Annotated in this window: 18 protein-coding genes; 13 read left to right on the top strand and 5 right to left on the bottom strand. The window is 60.1% G+C overall.

Annotated elements, in window-relative coordinates:
- Nucleotides 1-8 precede the first annotated feature (8 nt).
- The 7 genes from CKW30_RS17985 (at nucleotide 9) to CKW30_RS18015 (ending at nucleotide 8,322) form a co-directional block, all read left to right on the top strand.
- Nucleotides 9-1,268 carry an AGE family epimerase/isomerase gene (locus CKW30_RS17985; RefSeq protein WP_095181485.1) on the top strand — a complete coding sequence of 420 codons (1,260 nt, stop codon included), beginning with the start codon at nucleotides 9-11 and terminating at the stop codon, nucleotides 1,266-1,268.
- Nucleotides 1,269-1,386: 118 nt separating this feature from the next.
- Nucleotides 1,387-2,688, top strand: coding sequence for an ABC transporter substrate-binding protein (locus CKW30_RS17990; protein WP_095181486.1), 1,302 nt, complete (start codon nucleotides 1,387-1,389; stop codon nucleotides 2,686-2,688).
- Between the two features lie 214 nt (nucleotides 2,689-2,902).
- Nucleotides 2,903-3,811 carry a carbohydrate ABC transporter permease gene (locus tag CKW30_RS17995; RefSeq protein WP_042607263.1) on the top strand — a complete coding sequence of 303 codons (909 nt, stop codon included), beginning with the start codon at nucleotides 2,903-2,905 and terminating at the stop codon, nucleotides 3,809-3,811.
- Nucleotides 3,804-4,649, top strand: coding sequence for a carbohydrate ABC transporter permease (locus CKW30_RS18000; RefSeq protein ID WP_039758116.1), 846 nt, complete (start codon nucleotides 3,804-3,806; stop codon nucleotides 4,647-4,649). The genes CKW30_RS17995 and CKW30_RS18000 overlap by 8 nt, the downstream gene beginning before the upstream one ends.
- A gap of 2 nt (nucleotides 4,650-4,651) precedes the next feature.
- On the top strand, nucleotides 4,652-5,812 hold the full coding sequence (locus CKW30_RS18005) for an ABC transporter ATP-binding protein (RefSeq protein WP_041479770.1): 1,161 nt from the start codon (nucleotides 4,652-4,654) through the stop codon (nucleotides 5,810-5,812).
- Nucleotides 5,813-6,005: 193 nt separating this feature from the next.
- The gene (locus CKW30_RS18010; RefSeq protein ID WP_095181487.1) at nucleotides 6,006-7,355 is read left to right on the top strand and encodes a carbohydrate porin; all 1,350 of its coding nucleotides are present in this window, start codon (nucleotides 6,006-6,008) and stop codon (nucleotides 7,353-7,355) included.
- Nucleotides 7,356-7,467: 112 nt separating this feature from the next.
- Nucleotides 7,468-8,322 carry a D-hexose-6-phosphate mutarotase gene (locus tag CKW30_RS18015; protein ID WP_095181488.1) on the top strand — a complete coding sequence of 285 codons (855 nt, stop codon included), beginning with the start codon at nucleotides 7,468-7,470 and terminating at the stop codon, nucleotides 8,320-8,322.
- 207 nt (nucleotides 8,323-8,529) lie between these two features.
- Here the strand turns inward: CKW30_RS18015 and CKW30_RS18020 are convergent, their stop codons facing one another.
- Entirely contained in the window at nucleotides 8,530-9,390 is an 861-nt protein-coding gene (locus CKW30_RS18020; RefSeq protein WP_169842436.1) for a MurR/RpiR family transcriptional regulator, read from the bottom strand.
- A 226-nt stretch (nucleotides 9,391-9,616) separates the two neighbouring features.
- Here CKW30_RS18020 and zwf point away from each other — a divergent pair, with 226 nt between their 5' ends.
- From zwf to CKW30_RS18040, 4 genes are all read left to right on the top strand, one after another.
- Entirely contained in the window at nucleotides 9,617-11,083 is a 1,467-nt protein-coding gene (zwf, locus tag CKW30_RS18025; protein ID WP_016773537.1) for a glucose-6-phosphate dehydrogenase, read from the top strand.
- Complete coding sequence (pgl, locus tag CKW30_RS18030; RefSeq protein ID WP_095181489.1) at nucleotides 11,070-11,783, top strand: 6-phosphogluconolactonase; 714 nt, start codon at nucleotides 11,070-11,072, stop codon at nucleotides 11,781-11,783. Before zwf ends, pgl begins: the two co-directional genes overlap by 14 nt.
- 17 nt (nucleotides 11,784-11,800) lie before the next feature.
- On the top strand, nucleotides 11,801-12,466 hold the full coding sequence (locus CKW30_RS18035; RefSeq protein WP_016773539.1) for a bifunctional 4-hydroxy-2-oxoglutarate aldolase/2-dehydro-3-deoxy-phosphogluconate aldolase: 666 nt from the start codon (nucleotides 11,801-11,803) through the stop codon (nucleotides 12,464-12,466).
- A 170-nt stretch (nucleotides 12,467-12,636) separates the two neighbouring features.
- Complete coding sequence (locus tag CKW30_RS18040) at nucleotides 12,637-13,209, top strand: hypothetical protein (RefSeq protein ID WP_095181490.1); 573 nt, start codon at nucleotides 12,637-12,639, stop codon at nucleotides 13,207-13,209.
- Here the strand turns inward: CKW30_RS18040 and CKW30_RS18045 are convergent.
- Together CKW30_RS18045 and CKW30_RS18050 are read right to left on the bottom strand one after the other, a co-directional pair.
- The gene (locus CKW30_RS18045) at nucleotides 13,206-14,387 is read right to left on the bottom strand and encodes an aminotransferase class V-fold PLP-dependent enzyme (RefSeq protein WP_095181491.1); all 1,182 of its coding nucleotides are present in this window, start codon (nucleotides 14,385-14,387) and stop codon (nucleotides 13,206-13,208) included. The genes CKW30_RS18040 and CKW30_RS18045 overlap by 4 nt on opposite strands.
- A 30-nt stretch (nucleotides 14,388-14,417) precedes the next feature.
- A complete protein-coding gene (locus tag CKW30_RS18050; RefSeq protein WP_003227425.1) occupies nucleotides 14,418-14,654 on the bottom strand; it encodes a DUF3820 family protein in 237 nt (78 codons plus the stop codon).
- A 206-nt stretch (nucleotides 14,655-14,860) separates the two neighbouring features.
- On the opposite strand from CKW30_RS18050, the gene CKW30_RS18055 reads away from it, so the two are divergent.
- Entirely contained in the window at nucleotides 14,861-15,328 is a 468-nt protein-coding gene (locus CKW30_RS18055) for a PA2169 family four-helix-bundle protein (RefSeq protein ID WP_095181492.1), read from the top strand.
- Between the two features lie 252 nt (nucleotides 15,329-15,580).
- Here the strand turns inward: CKW30_RS18055 and CKW30_RS18060 are convergent, their stop codons facing one another.
- Together CKW30_RS18060 and CKW30_RS18065 are read right to left on the bottom strand one after the other, a co-directional pair.
- Nucleotides 15,581-16,051: a MaoC family dehydratase gene (locus tag CKW30_RS18060; RefSeq protein WP_003227420.1), complete on the bottom strand. Its 471-nt coding sequence runs from the start codon at nucleotides 16,049-16,051 to the stop codon at nucleotides 15,581-15,583.
- 43 nt (nucleotides 16,052-16,094) lie between these two features.
- Nucleotides 16,095-17,039, bottom strand: coding sequence for an alpha/beta hydrolase (locus tag CKW30_RS18065; protein ID WP_095181493.1), 945 nt, complete (start codon nucleotides 17,037-17,039; stop codon nucleotides 16,095-16,097).
- Between the two features lie 225 nt (nucleotides 17,040-17,264).
- Between CKW30_RS18065 and fadD2 the strand changes: the two genes are divergently transcribed.
- Nucleotides 17,265-18,953, top strand: coding sequence for a long-chain-fatty-acid--CoA ligase FadD2 (gene fadD2, locus CKW30_RS18070; RefSeq protein WP_024014054.1), 1,689 nt, complete (start codon nucleotides 17,265-17,267; stop codon nucleotides 18,951-18,953).
- The last annotated feature ends 340 nt before the right edge of the window (nucleotides 18,954-19,293 follow it).

A 19,293-nucleotide genomic window follows, 5' to 3' on the forward strand; every position in this document is an offset into this window, starting at 1 on the left:
GTCACGCCATGGACACCTTTCATCCAGACTTCAGCAGTTGGCTGAACGCCCCTGCCCACCAGCAATGGCTAGCCGCCGAAGGCCTGCGTCTGCTGGATTTCGCCAAGGCATCACGACTGCCCGAAGGCTTCGGCAACCTCGACGAACGCGGCCGTTTGCCGGCGCACGCACGAGCCGAAACCATGAACACCGCGCGCATGACCCACAGTTTCGCCATGGCGCACATTCAGGGCCTGCCGGGGTTTGCCGAGCTGGTCGACCACGGTATCGCCGCGTTGCGCGGGCCGCTGCGTGATGCGCTGCATGGCGGCTGGTTTGCGGTTGCCCAGCATCGTGACGACAACACCGGCAAGAACGCCTATCTGCACGCCTTTGTCGCACTCGCCGCCAGCTCTGCCGTGGTCGCGCAACGGCCCGGCGCCCAGGCTTTGCTCGATGACGCAATCGACATCATCGACACTTATTTCTGGAGCGAAGAAGAGGGCGCCATGCGCGAATTCTTCAACCGCGACTGGAGCGAAGAAGAAGCCTATCGCGGCGCCAACAGCAACATGCACGCGACCGAAGCATTCCTCGCGCTGGCCGATGTCACCGAAGATCCGCGCTGGCTGGTGCGCGCCCAGCGCATCGTCGAGCGGGTGATCCATGGCCACGCTGCAGCCAACGATTACATGGTCATCGAACACTTCGATCGCGACTGGCAACCGCTGCGCGAATACAACCACGACAATCCGGCTGACGGTTTCCGTCCTTACGGCACCACGCCGGGCCATGGTTTCGAATGGGCGCGCTTGCTGTTGCACCTCGAGGCCGCACGGGTGAAGGCCGGCATGCTCACGCCGGGCTGGCTGGCCCTGGATGCGCAAAAACTCTTCGAAAACAATTGCCGCCACGGCTGGGATGTCGATGGCGCGCCGGGCATCGTCTACACCCTCGACTGGCACAACAAAGCCGTCGTTCGCCATCGCCTGCACTGGACGCACGCCGAAGCCAGCGCCGCCGCCAGCGCCTTGCTCAAACGCACCGGCGACGGGCAATACGAAACCTGGTACCGGCTGTTCTGGGAGTTCTGCGAGACGAATTTCATCGACCGCTGCAACGGCAGCTGGTACCACGAACTCAATCCGCAGAATGTGCCGAGTGCCGATATCTGGCCGGGCAAGCCCGATCTGTATCACGCCTGGCAGGCTGTGCTGATTCCACGATTGCCGCTGGCGCCAAGCATGGCCACGGCTTTGGCGCAGTCGTCCCGGCCTGTTGCTGTGTAACCATGTCGTGACATTTACGCGTCCCTTCGTTACCTGCGAAGCGAAACGCTCTGTTTAAACTCCGTGCAGCGCAAGCACCAGACTTGCAATGCATAACAACAAGAAAGGTACATCTCGAATGAATGCGATTTCTCGCCTCGCTACTGTCATTTCTGTCGCCTCCCTGTTCCCGCTCGCAATCCTGCCGCTCAGTGTCTCCGCCGCCGATTCCAAAGGTTCGGTCGAAGTCGTGCACTGGTGGACTTCCGGTGGCGAAAAAGCCGCTGTCGATGTGCTCAAGGCCCAAGTCGAAAAAGACGGTTTCACCTGGAAGGACGGCGCTGTCGCCGGTGGTGGCGGTGCGACTGCCATGACCGTGCTGAAAAGCCGTGCCGTTGCCGGCAACCCGCCAGGCGTAGCGCAGATCAAAGGCCCGGACATCCAGGAATGGGCGTCGACCGGTCTGCTCGACACCGACGTTTTGAAAGACGTCGCCAAGTCGGAAAAGTGGGACAGCCTGCTCGACAAGAAAGTCTCCGATACCGTGAAGTACGAAGGTGATTACGTGGCCGTGCCGGTGAACATTCACCGCGTGAACTGGCTGTGGATCAACCCGGAAGTCTTCAAGAAAGCCGGCATCACCAAGAATCCAACCACCCTCGAAGAGTTCTACGCGGCCGGCGACAAGCTGAAAGCGGCGGGCTTCATTCCGCTGGCCCACGGCGGTCAGCCTTGGCAGGACAGCACCGTGTTCGAAGCCGTGGTGCTCTCGGTCATGGGCGTGGATGGCTACAAGAAAGCTCTGGTCGATCTCGACAACAAGGCGCTGACCGGCCCGGAAATGGTCAAGGCGCTCACTGAGCTGAAGAAAGTCGCGACCTACATGGACGCGGACGGCAAAGGCCAGGACTGGAACCTCGAAGCGGCCAAGGTCATCAACGGCAAGGCCGGCATGCAGATCATGGGTGACTGGGCCAAGTCCGAATGGACTGCTGCCAAGAAAGTCGCCGGCAAGGACTACGAGTGCGTAGCGTTCCCGGGCACCGACAAGGCGTTCACCTACAACATCGACTCGCTGGCCGTGTTCAAGCAGAAGGACGCAGGCACTGCGGCCGGTCAGCAGGACATCGCCAAAGTCGTGCTGGGTGAGAACTTCCAGAAAGTCTTCAGCATCAACAAAGGCTCTATCCCGGTGCGCAACGACATGTTGAACAACATGGACAAGCTCGGCTTCGACTCCTGCGCACAGACCGCTGCCAAGGACTTCCTGGCGGACGCCAAGTCCGGTGGCCTGCAACCAAGCATGGCGCACAACATGGCGACCACGCTGGCGGTGCAGGGCGCGTTCTTTGACGTAGTCACCAACTACATCAACGACCCGAAAGCCGACCCGGCCGATGCGGCGAAGAAACTCGGCGCGGCAGTTCAGTCGGCCAAGTAATGCTTGGCCCCTGTAGGAGTGAGCCTTTGTGGTGAGGGGATTCATCCCCGATGGGTTGCGAAGCGACCCCGGAAAGTTGCAGCGGTGCAGTGTCTGAAATACCGCATGTAATGATTTCGCGACTGCTGCGCAGTCGATCGGGGATAAATCCCCTCGCCACAGGGCTCACTCCTGCAAGGGAATGCTTTCGTAAACCCTTATTGTGGATTTCCCCATGAGTTCTGTTGCTGTGTTCAGCAAGGCCTCGCCGTTCGATGCATTGCAGCGCTGGCTACCGAAACTGGTGCTGGCGCCGAGCATGTTCATCGTGCTGGTGGGCTTCTATGGCTACATCCTGTGGACGTTCATTCTGTCGTTCACCACCTCGACCTTCCTGCCCAACTACAAGTGGGCCGGTCTGGCGCAATACGCGCGGTTGTTCGACAACGATCGTTGGTGGGTGGCGAGCAAGAACCTCGCCGTGTTCGGCGGCATGTTCATTGGTATCACCTTGGTGATCGGTGTGTTGCTGGCGGTGTTCCTCGATCAGCGCATCCGTCGCGAAGGCTTTATCCGCACCATTTACCTGTACCCGATGGCGCTCTCGATGATCGTCACCGGTACCGCATGGAAATGGCTGCTCAACCCGGGCATGGGCCTGGACAAATTGTTGCGTGACTGGGGCTGGGAAGGCTTCCGTCTGGACTGGCTGATCGACCCCGATCGCGTGGTCTACTGCCTGGTGATCGCCGCTGTGTGGCAAGCCTCGGGCTTCATCATGGCGATGTTCCTCGCCGGCCTGCGTGGCGTCGATCAATCGATCATCCGTGCCGCGCAGATCGACGGCGCGAGCATGCCGCGCATCTACTGGAAAGTCGTACTGCCAAGCCTGCGGCCGGTGTTCTTCAGTGCCGTGATGATCCTCGCGCACATCGCGATCAAGAGCTTCGACCTGGTTGCGGCAATGACCGCCGGTGGTCCGGGTTATTCCTCCGACCTGCCAGCGATGTTCATGTATTCCTTCACCTTCAGTCGCGGCCAGATGGGCATGGGCTCGGCCAGTGCGATTCTGATGCTCGGTGCGATCCTCGCGATCATCGTGCCTTACCTGTACTCCGAGCTGAGGACCAAGCGTAATGACTAGTCTTGCTGCCAAACCCGCTATCAGCTTGAGCCGCATCGCAATCTACGCGGTGCTGATCCTTGCGGTGTTTCTGTATCTGGTGCCGCTGGTGGTGATGTTGCTGACCAGCTTCAAGACCCCGGAAGACATCAGCACCGGCAACCTGCTGAGCTGGCCGACCGTGGTCAGCGGCATCGGCTGGGTCAAGGCCTGGGCCACGGTTGACGGCTACTTCTGGAACTCGATCAAGATCACCGTACCGGCCGTAATCATCTCCACCGCCATCGGTGCGTTGAACGGTTACGTGCTGTCGATGTGGCGCTTCCGTGGTTCGCAGTTGTTCTTCGGTCTGCTGCTGTTCGGCTGCTTCCTGCCGTTCCAGACCGTGCTGCTGCCGGCCTCGTTCACCCTCGGCAAGATGGGCCTGGCGAGCACCACCACCGGCCTGGTCTTCGTTCACGTGGTTTACGGTCTGGCGTTCACCACACTGTTCTTCCGCAACTACTACGTGAGCATTCCCGATGCGCTGGTCAAGGCTGCGCGTCTGGATGGCGCGGGTTTCTTCACGATTTTCCGCCGGATCATTCTGCCGATGTCGACGCCGATCATCATGGTCTGCCTGATCTGGCAGTTCACCCAGATCTGGAACGACTTCCTGTTCGGTGTGGTGTTCTCCAGCGGTGATTCGCAACCGATCACCGTGGCGCTGAACAACCTGGTCAACACCAGCACCGGCGCCAAGGAATACAACGTGGATATGGCAGCGGCGATGATCGCCGGCCTGCCGACCCTGCTGGTCTATGTGGTCGCAGGCAAGTATTTCGTGCGCGGGCTGACGGCCGGCGCGGTCAAGGGGTAATCATGGCTACGCTTGAACTTCGCAACGTAAACAAGACCTACGGGGCCGGCCTGCCGGACACCCTGAAGAACATCGAACTGTCGATCAAGGACGGTGAATTCCTGATCCTCGTCGGCCCGTCGGGCTGCGGCAAATCGACCTTGATGAACTGCATCGCCGGTCTGGAAACCATCACCGGCGGCGCGATCATGATCGGTGATCAGGACGTCAGCGGCATGAGCCCCAAGGATCGCGACATCGCCATGGTGTTTCAGTCCTACGCGCTGTACCCGACCATGAGCGTGCGCGAGAACATCGAGTTCGGCCTGAAGATCCGCAAGATGCCGCAGGCGGCGATCGACGAAGAAGTCGCCCGCGTGGCCAAGCTGTTGCAGATCGAACACTTGCTCAATCGCAAACCGGGCCAGCTCTCCGGTGGTCAGCAACAGCGCGTGGCGATGGGCCGTGCACTGGCGCGGCGGCCGAAGATCTACCTGTTCGACGAACCGCTGTCGAACCTCGACGCCAAGCTGCGCGTCGAGATGCGTACCGAAATGAAACTGATGCACCAGCGTCTGAAAACCACCACGGTCTACGTGACCCACGACCAGATCGAAGCGATGACCCTGGGCGACAAGGTGGCGGTGATGAAGGACGGCATCATTCAGCAGTTCGGCACGCCGAAAGACATCTACAACGACCCGGCCAACCTGTTCGTCGCAAGCTTCATCGGTTCGCCACCGATGAACTTCATCCCCCTGCGCTTGCAGCGCAAGGACGGTCGCCTGCTGGCGCTGCTCGACAGCGGTCAGGCGCGTTGTGAATTGCCGATGAGCATGCAGGACGCCGGCCTCGAAGATCGCGAAGTAATCCTCGGCCTGCGCCCGGAGCAGATTGTTTTGGCGAATGGCGAGGGCAATGGTCTGCCGAGCATCCGCGCCGAAGTGCAGGTCACCGAACCGACCGGTCCGGACACGTTGGTGTTCGTCAATCTGAATGACACCAAGGTCTGCTGCCGACTGGCGCCGGACGTGGCACCGCAGGTGGGCGAAAGCCTGACGCTGCAGTTCGATCCATCGAAAGTGTTGTTGTTCGACGCCAATACCGGCGAGCGTCTGGGCGTTGCGGGCCAGGTGCAGACAGAGACCCGGTCGGCGAATGTGGCGCAGTTCAAAGGCCGCTGAAGTACAAAATGTGGGAGCGAGCCTGCTCGCGAAAGCGGTCTGACATCCAGCATTGATGTCGCCTGATACACCGCATTCGCGAGCAGGCTCGCTCCCACAGGGGGCAAGCAGTGCCCGGCCTGTCGAGCACTGCACTTTATGTAAACCGCGTTAGATAAAAACAGTTAATAACAATAAAGACGAGGATGTAGGGATGAAAAAGAAACACGTCAATGCCCGGTTGATCTGCCAGGTTTCTGCGGCAGCTGCACTGGTGCTGGCCGGTAATGCGATGGCGGCGGATGCGTTCAGCTCCGACTCCAAGTGGATGACCGGCGACTGGGGCGGCGAGCGCACCAAGCTGATCGAGCAGGGTATCGACATCAAGGCCGACTACGTTGGCGAGATGGGCGCCAACCTGAACGGCGGTTACAACGACGACAAGACTGCGCGTTACGCCGACCAGTTCGGTCTGGGCGTGGCCCTCGACCTGCAGAAGCTGTGGGGCTGGGACAACACCCAGGCGAAGATCCAGCTGACCAATCGTAACGGCTACAACATCTCCAACGACCGCGTTGGCGATCCGCGTGCCGGCACCCTCAGCTCCTCGCAGGAAGTCTACGGCCGTGGCCACATGGTGCGTCTGACCCAGTTGTGGATCCAGCACCAGTTCTTCGACAACAAGCTCGACGTCAAGGCCGGTTACTTCGGCGAAGGCGAAGACTTCAACACCTTCCCGTGCGACTTCCAGAACCTGGCGTTCTGCGGTTCGCAAGTGGGTAACTGGGCGACCAACATCTGGTACAACTGGCCCGTCAGCCAGGCCGCGATCCGTGTGAAGTACAACATCAACGACGAGCTCTACGCGCAGATCGGTGCGTACAACCAGAACCCGTCGCAACTGGAACACGGTAACGGCTTCAAGCTCAGCGGCAGCGGCACCAAAGGTACCGTGCTGCCGGTTGAGTTGGTCTGGTCGCCGAAGGTCAACAGCCTGCCGGGCGAATACCGCGTCGGTTACTACAAGAGCACGGCCGATGCCGACGACGTTCGCGAAGACGTCAACGGTCTCGATGCGGGAACCACCGGTGATGACTACAAGTCGCACAACAGCAAAAGCGGTTACTGGTTCGTTGCGCAACAGCAACTCACCAGCCACAACGGTGATGCGACTCGCGGTCTGAACATCGCTGCCAACGCGACTTTCCACGACAAGGACACCAACTTCATCGACAACTACCAGTCGGTGATGTTTGTCTACAAAGGCCCGTTCGATGCGCGTCCGAAAGATGACATCGGTATCGGCGCGGCGCGTATCCACGTCAACAAGGATGTCAAGCGCAACGCTGAACTGCTGAACGCTGCCAACGGTGTGTCCGACTACGACAACGCCGCGTTCTCGCCGATTCGTGAGACCGAGTACAACTACGAGCTCAACTACGGCATCCATGTCACCAACTGGCTGACCGTGCGTCCCAACCTGCAATACATCACCCATCCGGGCGGTGTGGATGAAGTCGATAACGCTTTGGTCGCTGGCCTGAAAATTCAGTCAACGTTCTAACGCGTCTGCGATAAGCTCCTCTCTATGTGCGCATTTTGCGGACAGCCCAGGCTGTCCGCTTTTTTTTGGAGGGTTCGCGCCGCCCATGAAAGTTGATTCGGAACCGTAGCCAATGCCTGAGCATCCGCTGCAACGCTTCTTCAAATCCCTGCGCGAGCGACCGGTGTTCGCCTGGGAGCGCTATCAGATGCGCGACGTGTTGGTGATCGATCATCCGCTGTGTCAGGCGGTGTTCAGTCGGCAGGGTGCGCAGTTGCTGCACTTTCAGCCGCGTGGGCAGAAGCCGTGGTTGTGGTGCGCGGCGAAGTGGCCGCATGTCGGCGCGATTCGCGGTGGCGTGCCGGTGTGCTGGCCGTGGTATGGCCGTCATCCGAGCGAAAACGCCTGGCCGTCCCATGGTTGGGCGCGACTGCTCGACTGGAAACTGCTCGACAGCAGCAGCGCCGAAGACGGCGTGCGCCTGCACTGGCAATTGCAGTTGTGCGATTGGCAGGTCGACCTGCACGCGCACCTGGGCGAACGCATGGAATTACGCCTGAGCACCGAGCATCAGGACGACATGCCGTGCCAGTTGAGCCAGGCTTTGCACGCTTACTGGCGTATAGGCGATGTTGGTGAGATAGCGCTGTCTGGGCTCGAAGGCGCTCAGGGTTATGACCAGTTGAATCGTCAGGTTTGCCAGCAGGAAGGCGAGTTGCGGGTCGATGGCGGCTGTCAGCGGGTGTTCCAGCATGACGGCGAATTGCAGCTCAAGGATCACGCTTGGCAGCGCGAGTTGTGCATCGATACCGGTGACAGCGGCGACACCGTCGTCTGGCATCCCGGCGCGCGGCCGTTACTGGGGGTAAGTTGGGACGAGATTTCCGAATTCGTCTGCGTGGAAGCAGCGGCGGGCGGCACGGACAGCCTGCACCTGGCGCCGGGGGAGAAGGCGCATTTGAGTTTGCAGGCGTGGGCGGCGGCTTAGTGCGTCAAGTACACCGATACCCTCACCCTAGCCCTCTCCCAGAGGAAGAGGGGACCGAATGGGGGATGCTCAAGAATTACGCCGACGTGAAAGTGCAGTTCTGAATCCATAATCGACTGGATATTTCAGGTCGATGTACCGCGCAAGACACCTCGGTCGGCTCCCTCTCCCTCCGGGAGAGGGCTGGGGTGAGGGGGCTTTTGATCTTTAGTTGAATTCATCCCCAACCGGATACCGGCTCGCATTCAAGCTCTCTTTGATCTTGCGCAGATGCGGCTGGAAATCCACGCCACGGCGCAAGGTCATTCCCGTTGCCAGCACATCCAGCACGGTCAACTGAATGATCCGCGAGGTCATCGGCATATAAATGTCGGTGTCTTCCGGCAGCGGAATGTTCAGGCTCAAAGTACTGGCCTTGGCCAGCGGTGAATTCTCCGCTGTCAGGCCCAAAACCGAAGCGCCGTTCTCCCGGGCGATTCGCGCCACTTCCACCAGTTCGCGGGTACGCCCGGTGTAGGAAATGATCACGAACAGCTCGCCGGTGTGCGCCACCGAGGCAATCATCCGCTGCATCAGCACATCGGCGTGAGCAGTGACAGCGAGGTTGAAGCGGAAGAACTTGTGCTGCGCATCCAGCGCCACCGGGGCCGAAGCGCCGAGGCCGAAGAAGTGGATCTGCCGAGCCTGGATCAACAGGTCGACGGCGCGGCTGATCAGGTTCGGGTCGAGCGCCTGGCAAGCGCTGTCCAGGGAGGCGATGGCGCTGCCGAAAATCTTCTGCGTGTACGCCTCGGGATTGTCATCGGCCTCGACCGCGCGGCTGACATACGCCGCACCACTGGCCAGGCTCTGGGCCAATTGCAGCTTGAGTTCGGGGTAGCCGCTGACACCGAACGAACGGCAGAAACGGTTGACCGTCGGTTCGCTTACCGAGGCGGCCTGGGCGAGGGCGGCGATGCTGAAGCGGGTGGCCTGCTGCGGATTGAGCAGAATCACCTCGGCGACCTTACGTTCGGCCTTGTTCAGCTCTTCAAGGCGACTCTGGATCTGTTCCAGTAAATTTCGCACGCGGTCCATATGGAATTCCTGATTCACCGACGCAGAGTTGCGTCGGGCTATGCAAATTGGGCCTTTGATATGGCCCGTGACGGTGGCCTATCCTACTGATGCGTCCGGGCGACCACCACTCGGATTGAGTATTCTGCGAAAATGTTGTGGTTATTACTACATTTTCCCTTGAGTGATGCCTTGAAAAAAGGTATTTGTAGCTTAACTTGATAAAAGAACAAACATCATGCCTTCCATTACGGTTGAACCGTGCACCTTTGCCTTGTTCGGCGCGCTTGGCGATCTGGCCCTGCGCAAGCTGTTTCCTGCCCTGTATCACCTTGACGGTGCCGACCTGCTGCACGAGGACACGCGCATCATCGCGCTGGCCCGTGAGCCCGGCAGCGAGCAGCAGCACATGGCGTTCATCGCCGCCGAATTGCGCCGTTATGTCGGCAAAGAGCTGAACGAAACCGTGGCCGAGCGCTTCCTCGCGCGCCTGACCTATCTGCACGTCGACTTCCTCAAGGCTGAGGATTACGTGGCGCTGGCGGAACTGGCCGGCAGCAGCCAGCGCATGATTGCCTACTTCGCCACCCCGGCGGCGGTGTACGGCGCTATCTGCGAGAACCTCGAGAAAGTCGGTCTGGCCGAAAACACCCGAGTGGTGCTGGAAAAACCGATCGGCTCTGACCTGGAGTCGTCGCGCAAGGTCAACGACGCCGTCGCGCAGTTTTTCCCGGAAGACCGCACCTACCGCATCGACCACTACCTGGGCAAAGAGACCGTTCAGAACCTGATCGCCCTGCGTTTCGCCAACAGCCTGTTCGAAACCCAGTGGAACCAGAATTACATCTCCCACGTGGAAATCACCGTGGCCGAGAAGGTCGGCATCGAAGGCCGTTGGGGCTATTTCGACAAGGCCGGCCAGCTGCGCGACATGATCCAGAATCACCTGTTGCAGCTGCTCTGCCTGATCGCCATGGACCCGCCGGCCGACCTGTCCGCCGACAGCATCCGTGACGAAAAGGTAAAAGTGCTCAAGGCTCTGGCGCCGATCAGTCCGGAAGGCCTGACCACACAAGTGGTGCGCGGTCAGTACATTGCTGGCCACAGCGAAGGCAAATCCGTTCCGGGTTACCTCGAAGAACCGAATTCCAATACCCAGAGTGACACCGAAACCTTCGTCGCCCTGCGTGCCGACATCCGCAACTGGCGCTGGGCCGGCGTGCCGTTCTACCTGCGTACCGGCAAGCGCATGCCGCAGAAGCTGTCGCAGATCGTCATCCACTTCAAGGAACCGTCGCACTACATCTTCGCCCCGGAGCAGCGTCTGCAGATCAGCAACAAACTGATCATCCGCCTGCAACCGGACGAAGGCATTTCCTTACGCGTGATGACCAAAGAGCAGGGCCTGGACAAGGGCATGCAACTGCGCAGCGGCCCGCTGCAACTGAATTTCTCCGACACCTGGCGTAGCGCGCGGATCCCCGATGCCTACGAGCGGTTGTTGCTGGAAGTGATGAACGGCAATCAGAACCTGTTTGTCCGTAAAGATGAAATCGAAGCCGCGTGGAAGTGGTGTGACCAACTGATCGCCGGGTGGAAAAAGTCCGGTGACGCGCCCAAGCCTTATGCGGCCGGGTCGTGGGGGCCGATGAGCTCCATTGCTTTGATCACGCGGGACGGGAGGTCGTGGTATGGCGATATCTGATGTGCAACTGCCGACGGGTGTGACTGCCCGCGAATTCAACAGCCCGGTGCTGCTGGCTGAAGGCCTGGCGCTGAACGTTGCCAATCAACTGAGCGACGCCATTGCGGCACGCGGCAACGCGGTGCTGGTGGTGTCCGGCGGGCGCAGCCCGGTCGCGTTTTTCCAGCACTTGGCCAAGCAGGAGCTGGACTGGTCGAAGGTCGTTGTGACCCTGGCCGACGAACGCTGGGTGCCGGTGGAACATGCCGACAGCAATGCCGGCCTGCTCAAGCAGTATCTGCTCAAAGGCCCGGCAGGCAAGGCGCAGTTCCTCAGCCTCTACAGCGCGGCGGCCAACGTCGAGCAGGCTGCTGAACAGGCTGATCGTCTGCTCGGCGAACTGCCGCCGATCGACGTGCTGGTATTGGGCATGGGCGATGACGGCCACACCGCATCGCTGTTCCCCGACAGCCCGCACCTCGCCGAAGCCCTGCAAGCCGATGGCACGCGCCGTTGCTGGCCGATGCTGGCGCCAAGCGTGCCACGTCAGCGCTTGACCATGAGCCGCGCGCTGCTGGCCTCGGCGCGGCACAAGATTCTGTCGATTTCCGGTCAATCGAAACTGACCACCCTGAATGCCGCGCTGGCATCCGATGACGTCGCGGCCATGCCGGTGCGCGCGTTTCTGCAACCTACGTTAGAGATTTACTGGTGCCCATGAGCCAAGGAACAGCCGCTATGACAACCCCATCCCCGACCGTTTCCATGGCGGACAAAGTTGCCCTGATCGACAGTCTCTGCGCCAAGGCGCGGATCCTGCCGGTGATCACCATCGCTCGCGAACAGGACGTGCTGCCGCTGGCCGACGCCCTCGCCGCCGGTGGCCTGACTGCGCTGGAAGTGACCCTGCGTTCGCAGTTCGGCCTCAAGGCCATTCAGATCCTGCGCGAACAGCGCCCGGAACTGATGACCGGTGCCGGCACCGTGCTTGACCGCAACATGCTAGCGGCGGCGGAAGCGGCAGGCTCGCAGTTCATCGTCACCCCGGGCATCACCCGCGACCTGCTCGAAGCCAGCGTCGACAGCCCGATTCCGCTGTTGCCGGGCATCAGCAACGCCTCGGGGATCATGGAAGGCTACGGTCTGGGCTATCGCCGCTTCAAGCTGTTCCCGGCGGAAGTCAGCGGTGGCGTGGCGGCAATCAAGGCGCTCGGCGGGCCGTTCGGCGAAGTGAAATTCTGCCCGACTGGCGGCGTCGGCCCGGCCAATATCAAGAGCTACATGGCGCTGAAAAACGTCATGTGCGTGGGCGGTAGCTGGATGCTTGATCCGGAGTGGATCAAGAACGGCGACTGGGCCCGCATTCAGGAATGCACCGCCGAGGCCCTGGCGCTGCTGGACTGATTGTTACCCGACACTTCGTTGTGTGCTTTACGGCTTTATGGTGCGCTTGGTCGGCGCACCTTTTTTTTGCGCTGAAAAAACTGCCGATACATGCGGCGATACATAGTTACTGCACGCTGACTTTTTCACGGGGTTAATCTGCGTCCATCTTATGGAAGAGAGAACGCCTCATGGACGACCGTCAGTCTCTGACCCTTACGCCACAATCCCGTTATCAACCGAAGCAACTTCCCCTCGGCCGCCCCGCAGCTGAATCTCAAGTGCGCAATATCAGCCAAGGTGTCCAAGGCTTGCCGCTGGTCCTGCGTCTGTCGCTGGTCGATGCGATGACCAGCGAGCCGGTCATCGGCGCGCTGGTGCGCATTCAACAGCGTGTCGATGGCGACACCAGCCTGGGCGGCAGTCAATCGACCGACAGCCATGGCATCGTCCGTTTCACCAGTATCTATCCGGATCGGCCGGCGCACGGCGCTGCTTGCCTGAAGCTGAACGTATTCATCCCCGGCGACGAAGCAGGAGCGCAAGCTCACCACGAGGCCTGGGCCGGCACCTTGCACGTCCCAGGGCGCTGCGGCTGTGAAGGTGCCGCCGAGGAGGCCTTGCAGTTGGTATTGCAGCCGATCGCCGGCGCCGATCTTGAAGACGGTGCTTTCGCCTGCCAGACCCTCGGCATCGACACCTTCGCCGTGTCGTCGCAGCTTGGCCTTGAAGGCTACGAAAAAAACTCCGGAGCGCCGTTCTAGCGCAGTTGGTCCAGCGCCCGAACCAGCTGCTCCATCTCGCCAGCCGTGGTGGTCAGCCCCGGGGTAATGCGAATACACGGCCCGCACGCGGCGCCGGTGCGCACCACGGTGAACAGGTTGAACTCTCTGAGCAGACGCTCGGCCATGGCCTGCTGATCGGCATGCCGGGTGAAGCGCAGCGCGGTGATCCCGCAATACAGTTGCGGGTCGTCCGGCGTCAGCACCTCGATGCCCGGCAGGTGCCGGACCCGGCTGACCCACAGGTTGCGCAGGTAACTCAGGCGTGGGCTTTTGGCTGCGGCGCCGCCGAGCGCGTCGTGCTCTTCGAACACCAGCGGCAAGGTCATCAGTGCCGGGATGTTCGGCGTGCTGTACGAGGTCCGCGCGCGAATATCGCTGACCGGGTAATGCATCTCGCCCATGTCCGGATCGATGTCGGCCAGACGCTGCGGGGCGATATAGATAAAGCCGAGGGTCAGCGGTGCGCCGATCCATTTGTGCAGGTTGTAACCGGCGAAAGCGATGCCCAACGCTTGCAGGTCGAATTCAATCTGGCCGAGGGCGTGGGCACCGTCGAGGATGATGTCGACGCCATGCTCTTTGGCCAATGCGGCGATGGCCTGCACCGGCATGACCAGACCGGTGCGATGGGTGACGTGGGTCAGGGCCATCAGTTTGAGTTTTGGATGGCGGACGAACGCCTCGCGGTAGGTTTCGAGCAGGCTGTCGAAACTGGCCGGATGGTGGTGGGCAATTTCGATGACCTCCACGCCACGGTATTTCGCCAGCCAGCGCATGGCGCCTTTGACCGTGTCGTACTCGAGGTCGCAGATCAGTACCTGATCACCCGGTTGCAGACGATTGTAATTGCGGATCAGCGATTGCAGGCCTTCGGTGGCATTGCGGGTCAGGGCCACGCTTTGCGCGCGGACGCCAATCAGTTCGGCCAGTTGCGCGCGGATCTCAAGGTTGTCGTGCTGTTCAAAGCGCTGGCGTGCATAAATCGAGTTGCTGGCGTTGATCAGCTCGATGTTGCGCTGGTATTCCTCGATCACTGTGCGCGACATGCGCCCGAAGTAACCGTTTTCCAGGTTGACCGGGCCGGGCTGCACATCGTATCGGTCGGCGAATGTCTGCCAGAAGGCTTCGTCACGGGCGCGGCGGGTGTTGTCAGGCATTGTCGGCAAGGCTCAAGAGGGAAGGGCGCGTCAGTGGCGCGGGGCGGGTTTGCCGTGTTTGGCGCGCAGCGGCTCGAGCAGGTCGGACAGGCCGTTGTGGTCGATCTCCTGCATCAGCGCCAGCAGGCCACCGAGTTCACCGTGGGGAAAGCCTTCACGGGCGAACCAGTTCAGATAGGGGCCGGGCAGGTCGGCAATGATTCGGCCTTTGTACTTGCCGAAGGGCATTTCGCGGGTAATCAGCAGTTCGAGTTTTTCCGGATTCATCAGCACGCTTCATCGATTCACATCACAGCCTGGAAAATACAGGCATTCTGCATGCAGGCCAAATGACAGATCATGCAAAAAACCAGCATACAGATGGTTCAATCTTTCGTAATTTGTTGAAAATAAAGGATTTTTGTCCGATCAAAAAGCTGGCACGCACACTGCAATATCCCTTGCATCTTCAACCCATCGCAAGGAATTGAAAAATGACCGATATGAAAAAAGAAGCCATTTCTGTACTCAACGACCTGATTGAAACCTGCAAGGACGGTCAGGAAGGGTTCAAGACTTGCGCTGAAGACATCAAGCACCCAGAACTGAAAACCCTGTTCGTGACTCGCTCCGCTGATTGCGCCACCGCAGCAGCCGAGCTGCAGGCTCAGGTACGTTCGCTGGGCGGCGATCCGGAAACCTCGACCAGCGTTGCCGGTGATCTGCACCGTCGCTGGGTCGACGTCAAATCCATGTTCACCGGTAAAGACGAAGAGGCTGTGCTGAACGAAGCAGAGCGCGGTGAAGACCACGCACTGAAGGCCTACAAAGAAGCCCTCGAGAAAATCACCAAGCACAATCTGGTTGGCATCCGTGACTTGGTTGAGCGTCAGTACCACGGCGTACAGCGCAACCACGACCAGGTCAAAGCCCTGCGTAACCAGGCTCGTGCCAAATCGTAAGAGTTAGTCGGCTGATAAAAAACGCCAGCTTGTCTGGCGTTTTTTTGTGCCCGCAGGAAAAGCCCCTCACCCTAGCCCTCTCCCGGAGGGAGAGGGGACTGACCGAGGTGTCTTTCGCTAAACATCGACCTGAATGATCGAGTCGAACTCAGGATTTGAATCCGGCGCAGATCGGCTCCCTTTCCCCCTCGCCCCCGTGGGGGAGAGGGTTGGGGTGAGGGGGCAGCAATCTACCTGACACCCTGCAATCCATCAGCCGATACTGATCGCCGGCAATGTCGGCAACGTCACCGTCTGCTGTTTGCGCGGCGCGAGAATTTCCGCTTCACCATCCACCACCAACTCATCACGCTGATTGAACACGCGAGTGGCAATGCGCACGCGGAATTTCGGCAGTTTCTCCAGAATCTCCAGGCGCACTGTCAGCGTGTCGCCGATCTTCACCGGCTTCTGAAAGCTCATCTGCTGACCGATATAAATGGTGCCCGGCCCAGGCAATTCGCATGCAACGGCGGCGCTGATCAGCGCACCGCTGAACATGCCGTGGGCGATGCGTTCCTTGAACATGCTGGCGGCGGCAAACTCGGCGTCCAGATGCACCGGGTTGTGGTCGCCTGACATCGCGGCGAACAGCTGAATGTCGCGCTCTTCGACAGTCTTGCTGTAGCTGGCGGTCTGGCCGACTTCGAGGGCTTCGTAAGGGATGTTGGTAACCTGGGTCATCGGTTTCGATTCCTGTGACGGATTTCAGTCAATCCACAAAAAATTATTCGCTGCGCTGCGGGCGCCGGTGGCTCAGGGCTTGGTCGATCCAGGCGAGCACATCGGTGGTCACTTCGTCGCGATTGCTTTCATTGAACAATTCGTGCCGGGCCTGCGGGTAGATCTTCAGTTGCAGATGCTGGCTGCCGGCCCTGCGCAAGGCATTGGCCAGATCTGTCAGACGCTTGCCCTCGCTCACCGGATCACATTCGCCACCAATCACCAGCAGCGGCAGGCCCGGATCGATCTGCGCGAGATTGGACGCTTTGCTGATTTGCTGCAAGCCGCCGAGCAGGTCGACCCACAGCTGATTGGTGCAGCGAAAGCCGCATAACGGGTCGGCGGCGTATTTGTCGACCTCGGCCGGATCGCGGCTCAGCCAGTCGAAACGGGTGCGCACCGGTTTGAATTTATTGTTGAACGAGCCGAACGACAGCCACTCGATCAACGCACTGCGGCCCTTGCCGCCCTGGCGCAGTTTTTCCAGCCGGGCTATTTGCCGCGCGATGCGATAGAGGGCCACCGGCTGGAAATTCGAGCCGCTGAGAATCGCCCCGTGCAGACTGGCGCTGTGGTGCAACAAATAGCCTTGGGCGATGTAGCTGCCCATGCTGTGGCCGAGCAGGATGATCGGCACGCCGGGATGTTGCTGGCCGATGTGCTGGTTGAGGCTGGCCAGATCGCCAACGACCTTGCACCAGCCGTCGTCATCGGCGAAATGGCCAAGGGTGCCGTTGTCGGCGGTGCGACCATGGCCGCGCAGATCCGGGGCGTACACGCCATAGTCTTTGTCGCAAAACGTGTCGGCGAGCCGCGCGTAGCGAGCGCTGTGTTCGGCCATGCCATGGGCCAGCAGAATCACCGCTTTCAATGGCGTGGCCGGGAGCCAGCGGTTGACGTACAGGCGGCTGCGGTCACTCGCGTCCAGCCAGAAGGTGTCGTGGGTCATGGCGATTCCTTTGCTCAGCATCGCCACAGTGTATAGCGCGTCTGATCAGCTCACGCCACGGCTGGAAGATTCACGGGATCAATGAGGGCCTGCGTCATATTTGCCTCAATGGCCATAGCTGCTAGTGTCCGTGAAGCTCCGCTTTGTGCTTTTCGCCTTCCATGGACGAAGCAGAAACGACAGAAAGCGGCTCCCGGATCGGCTCAGGTAAAGAGGACAAGAACAATGCAACCTGATTTCTGGAATGACAAACGCCCGGCCGGCGTACCGCTGGACATCGACATGGGCGAGTTCAAGTCGGTCATCGAAGTGTTTGAGCGTTCCTGCAAGAAATTCGCTGACCGCCCGGCGTTCAGCAGCATGGGCATCACCCTGACCTACGCCGAACTCGAACGCCAGAGTGCGGCGTTCGCCGGTTACCTGCAGGCCCATACCGATCTGGTGCCGGGGGATCGCATTGCGGTGCAGATGCCCAACGTCCTGCATTATCCGATTGCCGTGTTCGGCGCGCTGCGCGCCGGGCTGATCGTGGTCAACACCAACCCGCTCTATACGCCGCGCGAGATGCGCCACCAGTTCAAGGATTCCGGCGCACGCGCGCTGGTCTACCTGAATCTGTTCGGGCAGAAAGTCCAGGAAGTGCTGCCCGACACCGACATCCAATATTTGATCGAAGCGAAGATGGGCGACCTGATGCCCACCGCCAAAGGCTGGCTGGTCAACACCGTGGTCAGCAAAGTGAAGAAACTGGTTCCCGAGTATTCGCTGCCGCAAGCGACCTCGTTCAAAAGCGCGCTGCGCATGGGGCGTGGTCTGGGCATCAAGCCGCTGAACGTCGGCCTCGATGACATCGCCGTGCTGCAATACACCGGCGGTACTACCGGCCTGGCCAAGGGCGCGATGCTCACCCACGGCAATCTGGTGGCGAACATGCAGCAGGTGCGCGCCTGTCTGGCTCAGCTCGGCCCGGACGGTCAACCGCTGTTGCGCGAAGGCCAGGAGGTGATGATTGCGCCGCTGCCGCTGTACCACATCTATGCCTTCACTGCGAATTGCATGTGCATGATGGTCTCGGGCAACCACAACGTGTTGATCTCCAATCCGCGTGACATCGCCGGCTTCATCAAGGAACTGAAGAACTGGCGCTTCTCGGCGCTACTGGGTTTGAACACCTTGTTCGTCGCGCTGATGGATCACCCTGACTTCAAGACCCTGGATTTCTCCAGCCTGAAGCTGACCAACTCCGGCGGCACCGCGCTGGTCAAGGCCACCGCCGAGCGCTGGGAGCAGATGACCGGTTGCCGTATCACCGAAGGCTACGGCCTGACCGAGACCTCGCCAGTGGCGTGCACCAATCCTTACGGCGATCAGTCGCGCCTGGGCACTGTCGGCCTGCCGGTGCCGGGCACGCTGGTGAAAATCATCAACGATGACGGCGTCGAACAGCCGCTGGGCGAGCGCGGCGAACTGTGCATCAAAGGTCCGCAGATCATGAAGGGCTACTGGAACAAACCCGAAGCCACCGCCGAAGTGCTGGACGCCGAGGGCTGGTTCAAGTCCGGCGATATCGCCGTGATCGACCCGGACGGTTTCGTGCGCATCGTCGATCGCAAGAAGGACATGATCATCGTCTCCGGCTTCAACGTTTATCCCAACGAAATCGAAGACGTGGTCATGGCCCACCCGAAAGTCGCCAACTGCGCGGTCATCGGCGTGCCGGACGAGCGTTCGGGAGAGGCGGTGAAGCTGTTTGTGGTGGCGCGGGAGAGCGGGGTCAGCCTGGAAGAGCTGAAGGCTTACTGCAAAGAGAATTTCACGGCCTACAAGGTGCCGAAACACATCGTGTTGCGTGAGTCGTTGCCGATGACGCCTGTAGGGAAAATTCTGCGGCGCGAGTTGCGGGACATCGCATAAAGGTTACAAGCGAAAAGATCGCAGCCTTCGGCAGCTCCTACAGGAAACGCATTCCAAATGCAGGAGCTGCCGAAGGCTGCGTTCTTTTGCTTTTACACCCCATGACTACGGGGCTTTCACAGGGTAATAGGATTTTTGCTCTAAAATGACCGCTGGCAAGTCTTGAGTCATCAATATGACTGTAGGGGCCTCTTTTGGCTCTGGTCGACCCTTGGCAAAGCTGCTACTCTCGGCGCGCTTTGTGACTTCTCGGCCTGTAAAACGCCGGATTCACCAATACAAAACACACACCAATAATAATCGCATCAAATGCGGTGAAGAATTCGCGTTGCTGAGGAGT

Source organism: Pseudomonas sp. Irchel 3F6 (assembly GCF_900187595.1).
Taxonomy (GTDB): Bacteria; Pseudomonadota; Gammaproteobacteria; order Pseudomonadales; family Pseudomonadaceae; genus Aquipseudomonas; species Aquipseudomonas siliginis.

What these genes read in the sequence shown, in the direction of transcription:
- CKW30_RS17985 (WP_095181485.1), top strand. Translation starts at nt 9, where the DNA reads ATGGACACCTTTCATCCAGACTTCAGCAGTTGGCTGAACGCCCCTGCC.
- CKW30_RS17990 (WP_095181486.1), top strand. Translation starts at nt 1,387, where the DNA reads ATGAATGCGATTTCTCGCCTCGCTACTGTCATTTCTGTCGCCTCCCTG.
- CKW30_RS17995 (WP_042607263.1), top strand. Translation starts at nt 2,903, where the DNA reads ATGAGTTCTGTTGCTGTGTTCAGCAAGGCCTCGCCGTTCGATGCATTG.
- CKW30_RS18000 (WP_039758116.1), top strand. Translation starts at nt 3,804, where the DNA reads ATGACTAGTCTTGCTGCCAAACCCGCTATCAGCTTGAGCCGCATCGCA.
- CKW30_RS18005 (WP_041479770.1), top strand. Translation starts at nt 4,652, where the DNA reads ATGGCTACGCTTGAACTTCGCAACGTAAACAAGACCTACGGGGCCGGC.
- CKW30_RS18010 (WP_095181487.1), top strand. Translation starts at nt 6,006, where the DNA reads ATGAAAAAGAAACACGTCAATGCCCGGTTGATCTGCCAGGTTTCTGCG.
- CKW30_RS18015 (WP_095181488.1), top strand. Translation starts at nt 7,468, where the DNA reads ATGCCTGAGCATCCGCTGCAACGCTTCTTCAAATCCCTGCGCGAGCGA.
- zwf (WP_016773537.1), top strand. Translation starts at nt 9,617, where the DNA reads ATGCCTTCCATTACGGTTGAACCGTGCACCTTTGCCTTGTTCGGCGCG.
- pgl (WP_095181489.1), top strand. Translation starts at nt 11,070, where the DNA reads ATGGCGATATCTGATGTGCAACTGCCGACGGGTGTGACTGCCCGCGAA.
- CKW30_RS18035 (WP_016773539.1), top strand. Translation starts at nt 11,801, where the DNA reads ATGACAACCCCATCCCCGACCGTTTCCATGGCGGACAAAGTTGCCCTG.
- CKW30_RS18040 (WP_095181490.1), top strand. Translation starts at nt 12,637, where the DNA reads ATGGACGACCGTCAGTCTCTGACCCTTACGCCACAATCCCGTTATCAA.
- CKW30_RS18045 (WP_095181491.1), bottom strand. Translation starts at nt 14,387, where the DNA reads ATGCCTGACAACACCCGCCGCGCCCGTGACGAAGCCTTCTGGCAGACA.
- CKW30_RS18050 (WP_003227425.1), bottom strand. Translation starts at nt 14,654, where the DNA reads ATGAATCCGGAAAAACTCGAACTGCTGATTACCCGCGAAATGCCCTTC.
- CKW30_RS18055 (WP_095181492.1), top strand. Translation starts at nt 14,861, where the DNA reads ATGACCGATATGAAAAAAGAAGCCATTTCTGTACTCAACGACCTGATT.
- CKW30_RS18060 (WP_003227420.1), bottom strand. Translation starts at nt 16,051, where the DNA reads ATGACCCAGGTTACCAACATCCCTTACGAAGCCCTCGAAGTCGGCCAG.
- CKW30_RS18065 (WP_095181493.1), bottom strand. Translation starts at nt 17,039, where the DNA reads ATGACCCACGACACCTTCTGGCTGGACGCGAGTGACCGCAGCCGCCTG.
- fadD2 (WP_024014054.1), top strand. Translation starts at nt 17,265, where the DNA reads ATGCAACCTGATTTCTGGAATGACAAACGCCCGGCCGGCGTACCGCTG.